Origin of the sequence: Lysobacter antibioticus (assembly GCF_000731095.1) — a bacterium.
Lineage (GTDB): Bacteria > Pseudomonadota > Gammaproteobacteria > Xanthomonadales > Xanthomonadaceae > Lysobacter > Lysobacter antibioticus_B.
The window spans coordinates 31,855-48,462 of sequence record NZ_JMTZ01000023.1 but is presented as its reverse complement, the minus strand read 5'-3'; the positions used below and the strand labels follow the sequence as shown (position 1 = coordinate 48,462).

12 protein-coding genes and 2 tRNA genes are annotated in these 16,608 nt (G+C 67.3%); 4 read left to right on the top strand and 10 right to left on the bottom strand.

Features of this window, described 5'->3' with window-relative positions; translation table 11 throughout:
• Positions 1-285: 285 nt before the first annotated feature.
• From EX88_RS0109535 to lexA, 8 genes are all read right to left on the bottom strand, one after another.
• Positions 286-362 (bottom strand) — tRNA-Arg (locus tag EX88_RS0109535).
• Between the two features lie 131 nt (positions 363-493).
• Positions 494-586: transfer RNA gene (locus EX88_RS0109530), tRNA-Ser, on the bottom strand.
• Positions 587-652: 66 nt separating this feature from the next.
• Positions 653-856: a carbon storage regulator CsrA gene (gene csrA, locus EX88_RS0109525; RefSeq protein WP_031371770.1), complete on the bottom strand. Its 204-nt coding sequence runs from the start codon at positions 854-856 to the stop codon at positions 653-655.
• Between the two features lie 144 nt (positions 857-1,000).
• Positions 1,001-3,634 (bottom strand): alanine--tRNA ligase, encoded by a 2,634-nt coding sequence (alaS, locus tag EX88_RS0109520; protein WP_031371769.1) that lies wholly within the window; start codon positions 3,632-3,634, stop codon positions 1,001-1,003.
• A 164-nt stretch (positions 3,635-3,798) separates the two neighbouring features.
• Entirely contained in the window at positions 3,799-4,308 is a 510-nt protein-coding gene (gene recX, locus EX88_RS27090) for a recombination regulator RecX (protein ID WP_031371768.1), read from the bottom strand.
• 617 nt (positions 4,309-4,925) lie between these two features.
• Entirely contained in the window at positions 4,926-5,951 is a 1,026-nt protein-coding gene (gene recA, locus EX88_RS0109510; protein ID WP_031371767.1) for a recombinase RecA, read from the bottom strand.
• A 37-nt stretch (positions 5,952-5,988) separates the two neighbouring features.
• Positions 5,989-6,222 carry a hypothetical protein gene (locus EX88_RS0109505; RefSeq protein ID WP_031371766.1) on the bottom strand — a complete coding sequence of 78 codons (234 nt, stop codon included), beginning with the start codon at positions 6,220-6,222 and terminating at the stop codon, positions 5,989-5,991.
• The gene (lexA, locus tag EX88_RS0109500; RefSeq protein WP_031371765.1) at positions 6,222-6,878 is read right to left on the bottom strand and encodes a transcriptional repressor LexA; all 657 of its coding nucleotides are present in this window, start codon (positions 6,876-6,878) and stop codon (positions 6,222-6,224) included. The genes EX88_RS0109505 and lexA overlap by 1 nt, the downstream gene beginning before the upstream one ends.
• A gap of 120 nt (positions 6,879-6,998) precedes the next feature.
• Here lexA and EX88_RS0109495 point away from each other — a divergent pair, with 120 nt between their 5' ends.
• Positions 6,999-7,940: a bifunctional helix-turn-helix transcriptional regulator/GNAT family N-acetyltransferase gene (locus EX88_RS0109495; protein ID WP_031371764.1), complete on the top strand. Its 942-nt coding sequence runs from the start codon at positions 6,999-7,001 to the stop codon at positions 7,938-7,940.
• 174 nt (positions 7,941-8,114) lie between these two features.
• Here the strand turns inward: EX88_RS0109495 and EX88_RS0109490 are convergent, their stop codons facing one another.
• Together EX88_RS0109490 and EX88_RS0109485 are read right to left on the bottom strand one after the other, a co-directional pair.
• The gene (locus EX88_RS0109490) at positions 8,115-8,615 is read right to left on the bottom strand and encodes a CinA family protein (RefSeq protein ID WP_031371763.1); all 501 of its coding nucleotides are present in this window, start codon (positions 8,613-8,615) and stop codon (positions 8,115-8,117) included.
• A 369-nt stretch (positions 8,616-8,984) separates the two neighbouring features.
• Positions 8,985-11,513, bottom strand: a complete 2,529-nt coding sequence (locus EX88_RS0109485) for a TonB-dependent receptor (RefSeq protein WP_031371762.1) — start codon at positions 11,511-11,513, stop codon at positions 8,985-8,987.
• A gap of 547 nt (positions 11,514-12,060) precedes the next feature.
• Here EX88_RS0109485 and EX88_RS24460 point away from each other — a divergent pair.
• The 3 genes from EX88_RS24460 (at position 12,061) to mutS (ending at position 16,576) form a co-directional block, all read left to right on the top strand.
• Positions 12,061-13,080: a M15 family metallopeptidase gene (locus EX88_RS24460; protein ID WP_051884833.1), complete on the top strand. Its 1,020-nt coding sequence runs from the start codon at positions 12,061-12,063 to the stop codon at positions 13,078-13,080.
• A gap of 46 nt (positions 13,081-13,126) precedes the next feature.
• Positions 13,127-13,837, top strand: a complete 711-nt coding sequence (locus EX88_RS0109475) for a hypothetical protein (protein WP_152566191.1) — start codon at positions 13,127-13,129, stop codon at positions 13,835-13,837.
• 195 nt (positions 13,838-14,032) lie between these two features.
• The gene (gene mutS / locus EX88_RS0109470) at positions 14,033-16,576 is read left to right on the top strand and encodes a DNA mismatch repair protein MutS (protein ID WP_031371759.1); all 2,544 of its coding nucleotides are present in this window, start codon (positions 14,033-14,035) and stop codon (positions 16,574-16,576) included.
• The last annotated feature ends 32 nt before the right edge of the window (positions 16,577-16,608 follow it).

The following is a 16,608-nucleotide window of genomic DNA, read 5'->3' as shown; positions in this document are numbered from 1 at the left end:
CCCTTTTCTTTGGTTACTTTTCTTTTGGGCTTAGCAAAAGAAAGTAACCCGGCCGCTTTAGCGGGCGGAAGCTTTAGATCTTGATGTTGCCTTACCGCTTTGCGGCAAGAACCGCCGCGACGACAAACGACGCGGTCGCGGCTTACGCCGCTCCTACAGGGGGCTCGGCCAGTAGCGCGGCGGAGTTGATACGACGCGAACGACCGGCCATGAACAGGCGGCGGCGAACAAGAATCGCGCGCAAAGAAAAACCCGGCAATCTTGCGATTGCCGGGCTTCTTTGTATGGCGCGCCCGGAAGGATTCGAACCTCCGACCCCCAAGTTCGTAGCCTGGTGCTCTATCCAGCTGAGCTACGGGCGCTGAGTTGAAAAATTATGACGGACGTTTTTCTGTTCGTCAACATTTTCTGTTTTGCTCTTTGCGTCCTCATCGGCTGCGAAAACCCCGATGGATCTGCAAAGAAAAGCCGCCAGAAGCGGCTCTTTTGTAACTGGCGGAGAGTGAGGGATTCGAACCCTCGATAGAGCTTTTGACCCTATACTCCCTTAGCAGGGGAGCCCCTTCAGCCTCTCGGGCAACTCTCCGCATCACTTAACGCGGTGCGGGCGGGAAGCATAACGGCTCACCCGATTCGCAGCAAACTTTTTTTATCAGCCGCCGGTGTTCTTGCCCGAGTCGTCCGACGCATCCTCGCCGCGCTGGATGCGCTGATAGATCTCTTCGCGATGGACTGCGACATCTTTGGGTGCGGTAATACCGATACGCACCTGGTTCCCCTTGACGCCGAGCACGGTGACAGTCACCGAGTCGCCGATCATCAGGGTTTCGCCGACGCGACGCGTCAGGATCAGCATTGAAAACCTCCTCGAGCCGGCACCGCAGCGCCGGCGTTGGCATTCTTTTCCATCAGGAAGAATGCTTCAATTTGTACACAAACGTGAACCATCTTAGCGACCGGTCAAACCCGGTCGCAAGCGATAGAAGTCACTGTTCGCCATTCATACAAGCCTACTCTCAACCCACTGCGCCACGCCCGCAAGAGCCTTCGACAACGCAGGGCCGTCGTCACCGCCGCCCTGCGCCATATCCGGGCGGCCGCCGCCTTTACCGTTGATCTGACTGGCAACGTGGGCGAGCAGTTCCCCCGCCTTGACCTTGCCAGCCGCGCTTCCGTTCACTCCGGCGACCAAAGCCGCCTTACCGTCGCTGGCTCCCGCCAGCACGATTACCGCATCGCCGAGCTGCTGCTTGAGGCTGTCCACCGCCTCGCGCAACGCCTTGGCGTCAAAACCTTCCAACCGGGTCGAGACCACCCGCACCCCGCCGATCTGCGCCGCCGAGGCGGCCAGGTCGGTTGCGGCGCCGGAGGCGGCCTTGGCCTTGATCGATTCGAGCTCGCGTTCCAGCTTCTTCTGCCGGTCCAGCAGGGCCCGCAGCTTGTCGGCCACGTCGGCCGCATTGCCGCCGAGCAGGCGCGCGGCCTGCTCCAAACGCTGCTCTTCTTCGGCCACATAGTCCAGCGCGCCCTGCCCGGTCAGCGCCTCGATCCGGCGCACGCCGGCCTGGACGCCGCTCTCGGAGACGATCTTGAACAGGCCGATGTCGCCGGTACGCGAAACGTGGGTGCCGCCGCAAAGCTCGGTCGAAGCCTCGCCCATGCGCAGGACCCGCACGCGGTCGCCGTATTTCTCGCCGAACAGCGCCATCGCGCCGAACTCCAGGGCCTCCTGCATGCCCATCTGGTGGACTTCGGCCTCGTAGTTGCGGCGCACATCGGCGTTGACCTGGCGCTCGATCTCGGCGAGCTCGGCGTCGGTCATCGGGTTGAAGTGCGAGAAGTCGAAACGCAGGCGGTCCGGAGCGACCAGCGAGCCCTTCTGGGTCACATGGTCGCCGAGCAGGCGGCGCAGGGCCGCATGCAGCAGGTGGGTCGCCGAATGGTTGAGCACGGTCGCCGCGCGGCGGGCCTCGTCGACGGCGCCCAGGACGCGGTCGCCGCGCTTCAGGGTGCCGGCGGTCAGCTCGCCGATGTGGCCATGGAACTGGCCGGCGAACTTCTGGGTGTCGCGGACCAGGAAACGGGTGCCGGCTTCGTCGAGCTCGCCGACGTCGCCGACCTGGCCGCCGCTTTCGGCGTAGAACGGGGTGCGCTCGAGGATCACGACCGCGTTGTCGCCGGCCACGATCTGGTCGACCGGCATGCCGTCGCGCAGCAGGGCGACGACTTCCAGGCCGCCCTCGGTCAGACGGTCGTAGCCGAGGAATTCGGTCGGGGCGAGCTTGGCGGCGAGTTCCGCCGGCATCGTGGTCTTGCTGCCGAAGTCGGCGCCTTCGCGGCCGCCCTGCTTCTGCTTGGCCATGGCGGCGTCGTAGCCCTCCATGTCCAGGGTCAGGCCGCGCTCGCGCGCGATGTCGGCAGTCAGGTCGGTCGGGAAACCGTAGGTGTCGTAGAGACGGAACACGTCGATACCCGGGATCACCCCGGTCGAGCGCTCGGCCACTTCGTCGAAGATGCGCATGCCCGAATCGAGGGTCTGCGAGAAGCGTTCTTCTTCGGCCAACAGCGCGCGTTCGACGAATTCGCGCTTGGCCGCCAGCTCCGGATAGCCGTCGCCCATCACCTCGACCAGCGCCGGCACCATCAGATGGAAGAAGGGCTTCTTCTGCCCCAGCATCCAGCCATGGCGCAGCGCGCGGCGGATGATCCGGCGCAGCACGTAGCCGCGGCCGTCGTTGGACGGCAGCACGCCGTCGACGATCAGGAAGGAGCAGGCGCGGATGTGATCGGCGATCACTCGCAGCGACTTGTTCTGCAGATCGTCGGTGCCGGTGAAGCGCGCCGCGGCGGCGATCAGGTGGCGGAACAGATCGATGTCGTAGTTGCCGTGCACGCCCTGCAGCACCGCCGCCAGACGTTCCAGGCCCATGCCGGTGTCGACGCACGGCGCCGGCAACGGCAGCAGGCTGCCGTCGGGCTGGCGGTCGAACTGCATGAAGACCAGGTTCCAGATCTCGATGAAGCGATCGCCGTCCTCGTCGGGCGAACCCGGCGGGCCGCCGGCGATGTGGTCGCCGTGGTCGTAGAAGATTTCGGTGCAGGGGCCGCAGGGGCCGGTGTCGGCCATCTGCCAGAAGTTGTCCGAGGCGAACGGCGCACCCTTGTTGTCGCCGATGCGGACGATGCGCTCGGCCGGCACGCCGATCTTCTGGTTCCACAGCGCGTAGGCCTCGTCGTCGGTGTGATAAACCGTGACGAGCAGGCGTTCCGGCGCCAGGCCCCAGACCTGGGTCAACAGCTCCCAGGCCCAGACGATGGCGTCTTCCTTGAAGTAGTCGCCGAACGACCAGTTGCCGAGCATCTCGAAGAAGGTGTGGTGACGTGCGGTGTAGCCGACCTGATCGAGGTCGTTGTGCTTGCCGCCGGCACGCAGGCAACGCTGGACGTCGGCCGCGCGCACGTAACCCGGCTTCTCGCTGCCGAGGAATACGTTCTTGAACTGCACCATGCCCGAGTTGGTGAACAACAACGTCGGGTCGTTGGCCGGCACCAACGGTGCCGACGGCACGATGGTGTGACCTTTGCCCCGAAAGAACTCGAGGAAATCGCTGCGGATTTCAGTGGTGGTTTTCATGCCTGGGATTATTTGCCTGGTCGGGAGCGGTGCCGCTCGACCGAACCCATGCCACCACGATGGAGGCATCGACTGGAACAGGCAACCCGGGACCCGAAAGCCGCGTAGCCTAACAGGCCCGGGGGCCTTATGTGCAAGGCCGTACGGCAAATATGTCCGACCGTTCAGTCGTCGGAGCCGGAACGGTTCGCATTACGAGCCGTATCGCCGTCGAAGCCCCGCCGCATCAGCAGATCGGCGGCCTTGCGCCGCCTTGCCGGGTCGGCGGCGAAGTCCTCGCCATAGCGGCGCCGGACCAGGTCGCGGGCGTTCTGCAGCCAGTCGCCTTCGTAGCTGGCCAGGGCGTCGGCGATGGTCTGGCTGTCGAGGCCGTGGGTGGCCAATTCAGCACGTATGTGCAAGGGCCCATAACCATTGCCGGCGCGGCTTCTGACCATGCTTTCGGCGAAGCGGACGTCGTTCTGCCAACCGGCCTCGGCCAACTGGGCGACCGCGGTTTCCACCTCGCCGGCGTCGAGGCCGCGGGAGGTCAGCTTGCGGGTCAATTCCTTGCGCGAATGCTCGCGGCGGGTCAGCAGGCCAAGGGCCCGCTGGGTCGGGTTCTGCTCGCGCGGCGCCCGCCGGCGCTGGCCCCGGCCCGAGCTGTCGGAGCGGCTTAGACTTTCGTCGAACAGTGCACTGGGTCGATCTTCCGCGGAGGCCGGATCGAGCGGATCGGCGCCGCCCAGGGCGAGCTGCGCCTCGAAGCGGTCGGCTTCGGGCCAGGCCGAGCCGCCCGGAACGGACCGCTCCGGACGGTCGGCCTCGCCGCCGAAGCCGCCGTTTCCGTACGATTTCGAGGCGAACGGTTTCGAACCGAAGCCTTTGGAGCCGAACCGTTTCGAAGCCGACGGCTTCAAAGCCGAGCGCTTCGAGCCAAAGCCGCCGGAAAACCCGCCGCGCCGGCCGGTTTCAGAAGTTGAGCGCTCGGACGTGGTGCGCTCCTCAGCCGGCCCTTCATCCGGCTCTATATCTGCATCGGCATCCGCAGCTTCGTCTGGCGACGAAAGCGGCTGCGGACGGGTCGCCGCCGGGCCCAGGGCCGACTTCGGCGCCGCATTGCCGGCTTCGATCGCACGCATCCGCGCGCGCAGCTCCTCACGAAGCTGCGTGTCGCGGCCGGATTTGGGCATGGGCTGTCCGCCCTGCCCGTCCGGGTCCACGGCGCCGCCTTCGCGACGCCGATCGTCGTGCCGATCCGACGTCATAGAGCCTTAACCGTTCAGAGCCGGAACCATTCAGAGCCGGACGATCATTCCTCGACGGCTTCGTCGCGCGGAGCGTCGCTCGGGACGTACTTCTCGCGCAGGGTCGCTTCGAGACGGGCGGCCAGCTCGGGGTTCTCCTTGAGGTACTGGCGGGCGTTCTCCTTGCCCTGGCCGATGCGCTCGTCGCCGCAGCTGTACCAGGCGCCCGACTTCTCGACCAGCTTGGCTTCCACGCCCATGTCGATCAGTTCGCCTTCGCGCGAGATGCCTTCGCCGTAGAGGATCTCGGTCAGGACCTGCTTGAACGGAGGCGCCAGCTTGTTCTTGACGACCTTGATCTTGGTCTGGTTGCCGATGATCTCGTCGCCCTTCTTGATCGCGCCGATGCGGCGGATGTCCAGGCGCACCGAGGCATAGAACTTGAGCGCGTTGCCGCCGGTGGTCACTTCCGGGCTCTGGCCCGGCATCATCACGCCGATCTTCATGCGCAGCTGGTTGATGAAGATCACCAGGGTGTTGGAGCGCTTGATGTTGCCGGTCAGCTTGCGCAGCGCCTGGCTCATCAGACGGGCCTGCAGGCCCGGCAGCTGGTCGCCCATTTCGCCTTCGATTTCGGCCTTCGGGGTCAGCGCGGCGACCGAGTCGACCACCACCATGTCCACCGCGGCCGAACGCACCAGCATGTCGGCGATTTCGAGCGCCTGCTCGCCGGTGTCGGGCTGCGAGACCAGCAGATCGTCGATGTTGACGCCGAGCTTGCCGGCGTAGATCGGGTCGAGCGCGTGCTCGGCGTCGATGAAGGCCGCGGTGCCGCCCTTCTTCTGGCACTCGGCGATGGCCTGCAGGGTCAGCGTGGTCTTGCCCGAGGACTCCGGACCATAGATTTCGACGACACGGCCCTTGGGCAGGCCACCGATGCCGAGGGCGATGTCGAGCATCAGCGAGCCGGTGCCGATGACTTCGGCGGCTTCGACGGCGCGGTCGCCCATGCGCATCACCGAGCCCTTGCCGAACTGCTTTTCGATCTGGCTAAGAGCGGCGGAAAGGGCGCGCTTTTTGTTCTCGTCCATGGTGGTGTCCTTAAGTCGTGTCGTGGTGAGAGGGAAGTTAGAGGAGGCGGATCGCAGAGGCTGAGACCGCGTCGCCTGGAAGCAAATTATCGCTCGCCGCAGCGGCGGTCAGCCGGGCGGCGGCTTGCGCGGGAGTCGGATTTCCCCGCGAAAACGCCGCGGAAATCGACTCGTCCAGGCCTTGCAGGGCGGCTTGTGCGGCCGGCACGGCGGCGCAGGCGCGCACCGAGCCATAGCGATCGACATTGGGATCGGGCTTGGCGCGTGCCATCAGCGATTCGGCCGGACCAGGCCGCAGTACAGGCCCTCGATCGCGAAATCCTGATCGGGCTGGACCTCGATCGGCGCGTAATCGGGGTTGCGCGGCAGCAGGCGGATGCGGTCTTTGCCGATCTTGAGCAGCTTGACGGTGATTTCGTCGTCGATGCGCGCGACCACGATCTGGCCCGAGCGCGCGTCGCGGGTGCGGTGCACGCCGATCAGGTCGCCGTCGAAAATGCCTTCGTCGCGCATCGAATCGCCCTTGACCTTGAGCAGGTAATCCGGCGACGGAAAGAACATGTTGCGATCGAGCAGGACGTAGTTGTCGGCGCCGGCGTCCGCGCCGATCGGCGCCCCGGCGGCGACGCGGCCCAGCACCGGCAGGCGGATCGCCTCCTCGTTCGCCGAGATCCCGCCCATCGAGATCAGGCCCAGCTCGCGCTGCGCCTGCGGCGGCGGCTGCAACACGCGGATGCCGCGCGCCCGGCCCGGCATGCGTTCGATCGCGCCGGCGGTCTCGAGCGCATCGAGGTGGTACTGCGCCGCGCGCACGCCCTTGAAGCCGAAGGCTTTGGCGATTTCGGTCTGCGACGGCGGGAAACCCTCGGTGTCGATGCGCTCGGCGATCATCGCGAGGATGGCTTGCTGGGTGTCGGTCAGGCTCATGGTTAGTAGTATTACTACTAACAAACCACGAGGGCAAGTGTCTTCGCCAAGCATTTAATTGACAAAGTCAAACATCTAACTAGTCTGGCCTTCGTCCTGCCTATCTCTACGAGCCCCTTCATGACCGGTGCTGCCGAGACCGCCGACGTCGATGCCGTCCGCGCCTTCAACCGTTTCTATACCCGCCGGATCGGCGTGCTGCAGGAAGACCTGCTCGACAGCGCGTTCCCGCTGACCCAGGCGCGGGTGCTGTTCGAACTCGCCCAGCGCGAGCCGGTCGCCGCGCGCGAAATCGGCGAGGTGCTCGGCCTCGACCCGGGCTATCTGAGCCGCATTCTGCAGGGCTTCGCCGGCGACGGTCTGATCGACAAGGCCCGCTCCGAGCAGGACGCGCGCAGCTTCGTGCTGACTCTGTCGGCGAAAGGCCGCGAAGCCTTCGCCGCGCTCGACCGCAGCTCGCACGAGTCGACCGCGGCGATGCTGTCGGCCTTGTCGACGCTGGATCGCGACCGCTTGTTGCGCGCAATCCGCGAGGCCGAACAGGCCTTATCGACGCCGTCGCTGCCGGCTGCGCAGTGCTTGCTGGTGCGCGAGCACCGGATCGGCGACATCGGTTGGGCGATCGAACGCCACGGCCGGCTGTACGCGGACGAGTACGGCTGGAACGGCGAGTTCGAAGCCCTGGTCGCCACTTTGTTCGCGCGTTTCGCGACCCGCCATGACCCGCAATACGAGCGCTGCTGGATCGCCGAACTCGACGGCGAGCGCATCGGCTGCGTGTTCGTGGTCCGCAACGAGGACGATGCCGCGACCGCGCAATTGCGCTGTCTGTTGGTCGACCCGCGCGCACGCGGCCTGGGCGTCGGCCGACGTCTCGTCGAAACCTGCATCGCCTTCGCGCGCGACGCCGGTTATCGGCGGATGCTGCTGTGGACCAACGACGTACTGAGCTCGGCACGCAAGATCTACGAAGGCTGCGGCTTCAGCCTGATCGAACAGGCGCCGCACCACAGCTTCGGCCATGACCTGGTCGGCCAGGTCTGGACGCGCGCGTTGGATTGATCGAGCGGGACGGATCTGATTGAGACGGATCGAGCGGGACAGATCTGGCCGGGTCGAAGCCGACCCACCGATGGATCGGCGTAACCGGCGCGGCGACCGAGTCGGCGGATTCGCCACGCTAGCCGGACCGGGTCGCGCCTGGCGACCACGAGTGCCGAAGCGCCCGCTGCCGCATCAGCTCGTCAGCGACTGCATCGCGTGCAGCGCCGCGGCGACGGTCTTGCGCCGCACCGCTTCGCGATCGCCGTCGAAATGGAAGACCTCGGCCATCGGGTAACCGCCGCGGCGTTTCCAGGCGATCCAGACGGTGCCGACCGGCTTGTCGTCGGTGCCGCCGCCGGGGCCGGCGATGCCGGTCACCGCGACCGCGATGGTCGCGCCGGTATTGGCCAGCGCGCCGGACACCATTTCGATCACCGTCTCGCGGCTGACCGCGCCGTATTGCTCGAGGGTCTGCGGGCGCACGCTCAGCAGCGACTGCTTGGCCTCGTAGCTGTAGGCGACGATGCCGCAGCCGAACCAGGCCGAGGAGCCGGCGATGTCGGTCAGGGTCTTGGCGATCCAGCCGCCGGTGCAGCTCTCGGCGGTGACCAGCATGTGGTGGTTGAGGCGCGCCGCCTCGCCGAGTCGTTCGGCGAGGCCACGCAGGGCGGAGTCGCTGGTATCGGGCGTCATGGCGCCACTATAACGGGCGTCGCGGACGTGGCTTTGCCTGGACGGTCGGGATCGACGGCCGATTGGCGCGCAGGCCGCCCTATGCGCGGCGCGGTATCCCTGTAGGAGCGGCGTGAGCCGCGACGGGGACGCGGGGTTGCATCGGGTGGCGACGTAGTTGCGGCGGCGCGGTCGCGGCTTGCGCCGCTCCTACCCTTGAGCCGCGCCGCACCGCTTTGGGGTAGGAGCGGCGCGAGCCGCGACACGGGACGCGGGGTTGCATCCGGTGGCGACGTAGATGCGGCGGCACAGTCGCGGCTTGCGCCGCTCCTACAAAAGACTGGAGCGATCAGCAAAAAGAGAGCGGCGTCGCCGCCGCTCCCGCATTGCTCAGTACATGACCCGCAAAGTCACCCCGTAGGTGCGCGGGGCACCGAGGAAGGCGTTCCAGGAACCGGTCTGCAACGGGGCGTCGAAGCCGACCTGCTTGTACTCCTCGTCGGTGAGGTTCATGGCCCAGGCTTCGACCATCCAGCGCCGGTTCTTGGCGCCGATGCCCAGGCGCGCATTGACCACGGTGTAGGCCTCCTGGCCCTTCTCCGGGTCGAGGTCGGAACCGGTGTTGTAGTCGGACGAGTACTTGGCGCCGATGTTGAAGCGACCGACCAGCGAGGCGCCGAAGTCCCACTGGTAGGTCGCCGAAGCCGAGGCCGACCACAGCGGCGCGAAGCTCGCCCGCGCGCCGGGCAACTTGGCCAGGTCGGCGTCGGGCAGCGGGTCGTTGCCGTACTTGGTGTCGGCGTACATCAAACCGCCCTGCAGCATCAGGCCCTTGAGCCCGGTCTGCCACAGGATCTCGGTGTCGATGCCCTGCGACACCACCTCCGGGATCGACCGCACCACGAAGCTGGTGCCGAGGAAGCTGTTGAGCTGGAAGTCGGTGTAGGTCTGGTGGAACAAGGTCGCATTGAGCAGCAGATTGCCGTCGGCCCAGGTGGTCTTGGCGCCGAGCTCGTAGCTGTCGACGAACTCGCCCGGGAACGAGGTGTCGTTGACCGGGGCGATGCCGGCGGTGCCCGAGGACAGGCCGTTGGAGGACTGCACTCGGTCGAGGTTGAAGCCGCCGGCCTTGTAGCCGCGCGCGGCCGAGGCGTAGCCCATGACGTGCTCGTTCCAGCGGTAGGCCGCCTTGATCGTGCCCGACCATTCCTTCTCGTCGCGTTCCTGGTTGGTCACCCGGCCGTTGTGCAGGGTGTTGGCCCACGGCAGGCACATGAAGCCGACCACCTGCTGGACCAGCGCCGCGCGCGCCGCGGCCGGCACGCCGCGTGCGGCCAGGGCCGCGCCGACCCGGGTCGGGTTGGCCAGCGCCGCGCCGCAACCGAGGCCGCCGTTGGGATTGCTGTAGACCGAGTCGAGTTCCTTGTTCTCCTTGGTGTAGCGCAGGCCCAAGGTGATATCGAGGGCGTCGGTCGCATGCCAGGTGTTATTGGTGAACAAGGCCACGCTCTTGCTGTTCTGCTGGTAGCGGTCGAGCGCACCGAGCCCGCCGAAACTGCTGCCGAACGGGCGGCCCGAAGCCTGCGACAAGAAGGTCGCGGCATTGGCGGTGTTGATCAGCCCGGCCGGGAAGCGCGCGGCGATCTGGCTCAGCACCGCGGTCGACAGATACGGCTCGTAGTGCGCGCCGAGGCTGTAGGAATCGTTGCGCTTGAGGTCTTCGTCGGCATAGAACAAGCCGAACATCCAGTCGAGCTTGTCGGTCGCGCCGGTCAGGCGGAACTCCTGGCTGAACTGTTTGAAGCCGGTGAAGGATTCGTCCGGATCCGGATTGCGGTAGATCAGGTCGGCGGTGGTGAAATCGAAATCCAGGCCGTTCATGGCCTGCCAGTCGCGCGAGGCGGTGATCGAGGTCAGGGTGGCGCCACCGAACCAGGGCGTAATCCAGTTGACCTCGGCCGAGATGCCCTTGTCCTTGATGTCCTGGGTGGTCGGGCGATTGCTCCAGGCCACGCGCGCGAACGGATCGGCGACCGGCGCGACGCCGGTGCCGCCGACCAGCGCATTGATGATCGCCGAGGTCGGGCCACGCACCGTGGTCAGGCCGACGCAGCAGTTCTCTTCGCGGCTGCTGTAGTCGGCGATGAAGTTGATGTCGAGGTTCTCGGTCGGCTCCAACAGCAGCTGACCGCGCAAAGTGTGGAAGTTCTGGTCGCCGTCCTCGCGCTCGCCGCGCGGGCCGCGGCCGATCTCGACGTCGGTGAAACCGTCGCGCTTGCGCTTGCCGGCGTAGACGCGGAAGGCGGCGTTCTCGCCGATCGCGGTATTGAACGAGCCGGCCAGACCGACCGCGCCGTAGTTGCCGATGGTCAGCTCGCCCTCGACCGTGGTGTCGTAGCTCGGCCGGCGGGTGATGACGTTGATGACGCCGGCCGAGGTGTTCTTGCCGAACACCGTGCCCTGCGGGCCCTTCAGCACTTCGATACGCTCGATCTCGCCGAGGTCGCCGAAGCCGACGCCGTTGCGCGGGCGGTAGACGCCGTCGATGACCACGCCGACCGAGGACTCCAGGCCGGCGTTGTCGCCGACCGTGCCGATGCCGCGGATGCGCGCCACCGTCTGCACTTCGCTCTGGGTGCTGCTCACGGTCAGGCCGGGCACCAGCACCTGCAGGTCCTTGACGTCGCGCACGCCGGTGTCCTGCAGTAACTGCTCGGGCAAGGCGGTGATCGAGATCGGCACGTCCTGCATGGCCTCCTCGCGCTTTTGCGCGGTCACGGTGAGGCCGGCCAAGGTCGTGGCCTCCTCTTCGGCGGGGGCAGCACCGGTTTGTTGCGCCTGTGCGGTCGCGGCGAGCGACGCCACTGATAAGGCGATGGCCAAAGACAAGGACTTGCGACCCGGCTGACGAGCGATCATCTGGTTTCCCCCAAGTTTGAAAACGTTCGGGACGTGCTGGACTTCGATGTCCGGTGCGGCGGGTGCGCAAGATGAAGGCATGCGTCCGGGGGTCCGACCCGTGTCTGCGATACCGCGCCGTCCCCTGCGCGGATCACATCCTTGTTCGATACGTAATCCGTGAGCGATTGCAGCCTGAGTCTGTAAGGCGTGGATCGAATCGGCGTGCGGAAATTAGCACGCTGTTAACGAACGTCATGCGGCGATGCAACACCTTTGTGTAGGCAAACGCAAGCAAAAGCGCAGAAGCGCGTCGCATCGTGGTTCGCGGCTTAAAAACGAACGAACGTTCGCGCGTTCGCGAAGCGAGGGCACGACAGCGTCGTGTCGGAATGCGCAAACGCGACTGCACAGCCGTGCACGAAAACTGCGTCATCGGTCCGCCGGCGCTAGGGTCGATCCCAGGTGGCGACAGCGATGCATGCGGCGTGCAATGCAGGCGAACCTTCCGTGGAACCTCGCCCAGGCAGCGAAGTTCCGGCCGTTCCCCCGAACAAGGACTACGCCCATGGACAGCGTCAATGGCGCATCGCACAGCAGCGAATCGCAATCCACCGCCTCGGCCACCCAGGCCCAGGCCCAGGCCACGCCGAGCATCAGCGAAGAGCGCGAGGAGGAGATCCGCGCCGAGCTGGCGCAGAACCCGCAGGCGGTCGCCGCGCTCGACCAGTTGGTCGCCGACCGCAATTTCGGCCAGCTCAGCGAAGAACAGAAAGTCGAATCGCTCAATTCCTTCATGAGCGCGCCGAACGCGGCGACCGCGACCTATCTGCAGGGCGCAGCGGAAGTGAGCTTGAACCCGCAGGCGACACCGTCCTCGTTGACGCCCGACGCCGGCACCCTGACCCTGGACGGCGTCACCTACGGCATCCAGAACGGCAATCTGCTCGATGCCGAGGGCCGCACCGTCGGCACGATCCGCAACGACGGCACCGTCCAGCTCGCCAACGAAGCCGCCGCGCGCAGCGTCTACGACAACATCGGCACCCGCGTGCAACTGACCGAACAAATCGGCGCGCAGACCCGGACCCTGGTCGATCTGCATGCCGCCGATCCGCGCGGCCGCCTCGCCGATCCCAACCTGAATCAGGAAGTCGCCAATCGCGTCACTGCCGTGATCGAGCAGGCGCGCCGCGAAGGCATGAACATGCGCGTGGATACCGCCTATCGCACCTTCGCCGAACAGGACACGCTGTACGCGCAGGGCCGCACCGCGCCAGGCAACCGGGTCACCAACGCGCGCGCCGGCCAGTCCTGGCACAACTACGGTGTCGCGGTCGACCTGGTCTTCAACGACGCCAACGGCCGGCCGAGCTGGGCCGAGACCAACAACTGGGACCGTTACGGCGAAATCGCCGTCGCCCAGGGCCTGGAATGGGGCGGCAACTGGCAAGGGTTTACCGACCGTCCGCACGTCGAATACCACCCCGGCTTCGACGCCGGCGATGCGCGCAACATGATGCAAAGCCATCGCCAGGGCGGGCTGGAGGCGGTCTGGGATCGCATGGGCATCGGCCAGGTACCGTGACCCAGGCCGCGGCGCCTCGCCTCGCGATGGCTAGACTGGTCCGCACATGAGTCGCCACGCGCACCGCCTTTGTCTCGCGCTCGCCTGTGCGGTCGCCCTGTTGCCGGCCTGCCGGGCCGGCGCCGCACGCCCTGCCCTTGCATCGCCCACCGCGTCGGCCACCGCCGAAGCCGCACCGCCGCGTCTGCTCGCCGGAGCCGGCGCGGTCGCGTTTCACCCGAGCCGGCCGCTGCTCGCCTGGAGCGACGGCAAACGCTGGCACGTGCTCGACCTGCACACCGACCGCGTCGCCGACTTCGCCGGCGACAGCGAGATCGCCGACCTCGCCTACGCGCCCGACGGCGACCTGTGGCTGGTCGGCGACCATGCCGAGCGCTGGCGCGACGGCGGCCTCGGCTGCCGCAGCGAAGCCGCCGACCTCAGCCGCGCGCTCGGCACCGCGGGCGACGGCCTCGCTGCCGCCGGCTACGGCCATTCCGACGGCGTCGGGCCCTTGCGCCATCCGGTCTGGATCGACCTGCACTGCGGTCTCACCCGCTATCCGGCCGAGCCGTTACCGGCCGGCGTCGCCGATGCCGCCAGCGACCCGGGCGGCGTCGCCGGCAAACGCACGCAACCGCCGCGCGCCGTGCCGGCCGGATTCGTCGCCCCGGCCGACAGCTCGGCCAAGCCGGTCGCGGTGTCGCACGACGGCCATTGGTGGGTCGGCGAGGACGCCGGACGATTGCTGCTGTATCGGACCGCGAACGGCCGCTGAGCGTGCGCATCGCACGCGGGCCAGTCCCGCCCCGGCAACACAGGCCAGCGCGGCGCGGGCCCTCAGCCCGGCTGGCATACTGTGCGCCCGCCTGCAGCCCCAGCGCGCCGGCTCCTCCCGCATCAGAACACCCGGTATTTCGTGTCCGCCCCAGACTCCTCCAGCGCCCGCAATCTCGACGCCCATACCCCGCTCATGCGCCAGTTCTTCGCCGCCAAGGCGGAGCATCCGGACGTACTGATGTTCTTCCGCATGGGCGATTTCTACGAGCTGTTCTACGACGACGCCCGCAAGGCGGCGCGACTGCTCGACATCACCCTGACCCAGCGCGGCAACTCGGCCGGGCAACCGATCCCGATGGCCGGCGTGCCGCACCATTCGGCCGAAGGCTATCTCGCCCGCCTGGTCGCGCTCGGCGAGTCGGTGGCGATCTGCGAACAGATCGGCGACCCGGCCCTGGCCAAGGGCATCGTCGAACGCAAGGTGGTGCGCATCATCACCCCGGGCACGGTCACCGACGAGGCCCTGCTCAACGAACGCCGCGACACCTTGTTGCTGGCGGTCGCTCGCGGCAAGCACGCTTACGGCGTGGCCTGGGCCGATCTGGCCTCGGGCCGCTTCCTGGTCAACGAAGTCGCCAGCGAAGACGCGCTGGAAGCCGAACTGGCCCGGCTGGAGCCGGCCGAACTGTTGGTCGCCGACGAAGACGGCTGGCCGCCGTTCGTGGCCGAACGCAACGGCATGCGCCGTCGTCCGCCGTGGCTGTTCGACGTCGACAGCGGCCGCCGCCAGTTGCTGCGTTTCTTCGGCCTGCACGATCTCAGCGGCTTCGGCCTGGAAGACAAGCCGCTGGCGATCGCCGCCGCCGCGGCCCTGCTCGGCTATGTCGAGGAAACCCAGAAGCAACGCCTGCCGCACCTGACTTCGATCGCGATCGAATCCGGCGACGGCGCGATCGCGATGAACGCGGCCACCCGCCGCCATCTCGAACTCGACAGCCGCGTCGACGGCGACAGCCGCACCACCCTGCTCGGCGTGCTCGACAGCACCGTGACGCCGATGGGCGGGCGCCTGCTGCGGCGTTGGCTGCACCGCCCGCTGCGCGACCGCAGCGTCCTGCGTCATCGCCACCAGGCGGTCGCGACCTTGATCGAAAGCCGCGCCGGCGACGACATCCGCGAACGCTTCCGCGCGCTCGGCGATCTGGAACGCATCCTCTCGCGCATCGCCCTGCGCAGCGCGCGCCCGCGCGACCTGTCGACTCTGCGCGACGGCCTCGGCCTGTTGCCGGACGTGCGCGCCACTCTGGCGCCGCTCGATGCGCCGCGCCTCAACGCGCTGGGCGCCGAACTCGGCGAACACGACGCCCACGCGCATCTGCTGGCCGAGGCCATCGTGCCGCAGCCGCCGGTGCTGGCCCGCGACGGCGGCGTATTCGCCACCGGCTACGACGCCGAGCTCGACGAGCTGCGCACCTTGTCGACCAACGCCGATCAGTTCCTGGTCGACCTGGAAGCGCGCGAACGCGCCAGCAGCGGCATCGCCACGCTCAAGGTCGGCTACAACCGCGTCCACGGTTACTACCTCGAAATCAGCAAGGGCCAAGCCGACAAGGCGCCGACCCACTACACCCGGCGGCAGACGCTCAGCAACGCCGAGCGCTACATCACCGAGGAACTCAAGCAGTTCGAGGACAAGGTGTTGTCGGCGCGCGAGCGCTCGCTCGCGCGTGAGCGGCTGCTGTACGAACAATTGCTCGATGCCCTCAACGAACGCCTGGAGCCGCTCAAGCATTGCGCCGCGGCCCTGGCCGAGCTCGACGTGCTGTGCGGTTTCGCCGAACGCGCGCAGGCGCTGGACTGGTCGCAGCCGGAACTCGGCGACACGCCCGGCCTGCGCATCGAACGCGGCCGCCACCCGGTGGTCGAGGCGGTGCGCAAGGACCCGTTCGAGCCCAACGACCTGATTCTCGATGAGGACAATGGCCGCCGCATGCTGGTGATCACCGGCCCGAACATGGGCGGTAAGTCGACCTACATGCGCCAGAACGCGCTGATCGTGCTGCTCGCCCACATCGGCAGCTTCGTGCCCGCTTCGCGCGCGCTGATCGGCCCGATCGACCGCATCCTGACCCGCATCGGCGCCGGCGACGACCTCGCCCGCGGCCAGTCGACCTTCATGGTCGAGATGAGCGAGACCAGCTACATCCTGCATCACGCCACCGACCAGTCGCTGGTGCTGATGGACGAGATCGGCCGCGGCACCTCGACCTACGACGGCCTGGCCCTGGCCGAGGCCTGCGCGCGCCACCTGGCCCACAGCAACCGCGCCTACACCTTGTTCGCGACGCATTACTTCGAGCTCACCGCATTGGCCGAGCCCGGCAACGGCATCGCCAACGTCCACCTGGACGCGGTCGAGCACGGCGACCAACTGGTGTTCATGCATGCGGTCAAGGACGGCCCGGCCGATCGCAGCTTCGGCTTGCAGGTCGCCGCGTTGGCCGGCCTGCCGAAGTCGGTGGTCAAGCAGGCGCGCGGGCGTTTGATCGAGCTGGAACAACAAGGTCGCGAGACGCCCAAGCCCTCGTTCGCCACCGCTGCGCTCGACCAGCCGCAGCAGTTCGGCCTGTTCGCGACCTCGTCCGCCGCGTTGGATGCGCTTGCCGAAGTCGATCCGGACGAACTGACGCCGAAGCAGGCGCTGGAAGCGTTGTACCGGATCAAGGCGCTGGCCTGAGCGCAGAGTGCGGTGACGACGCAGACGGGTGC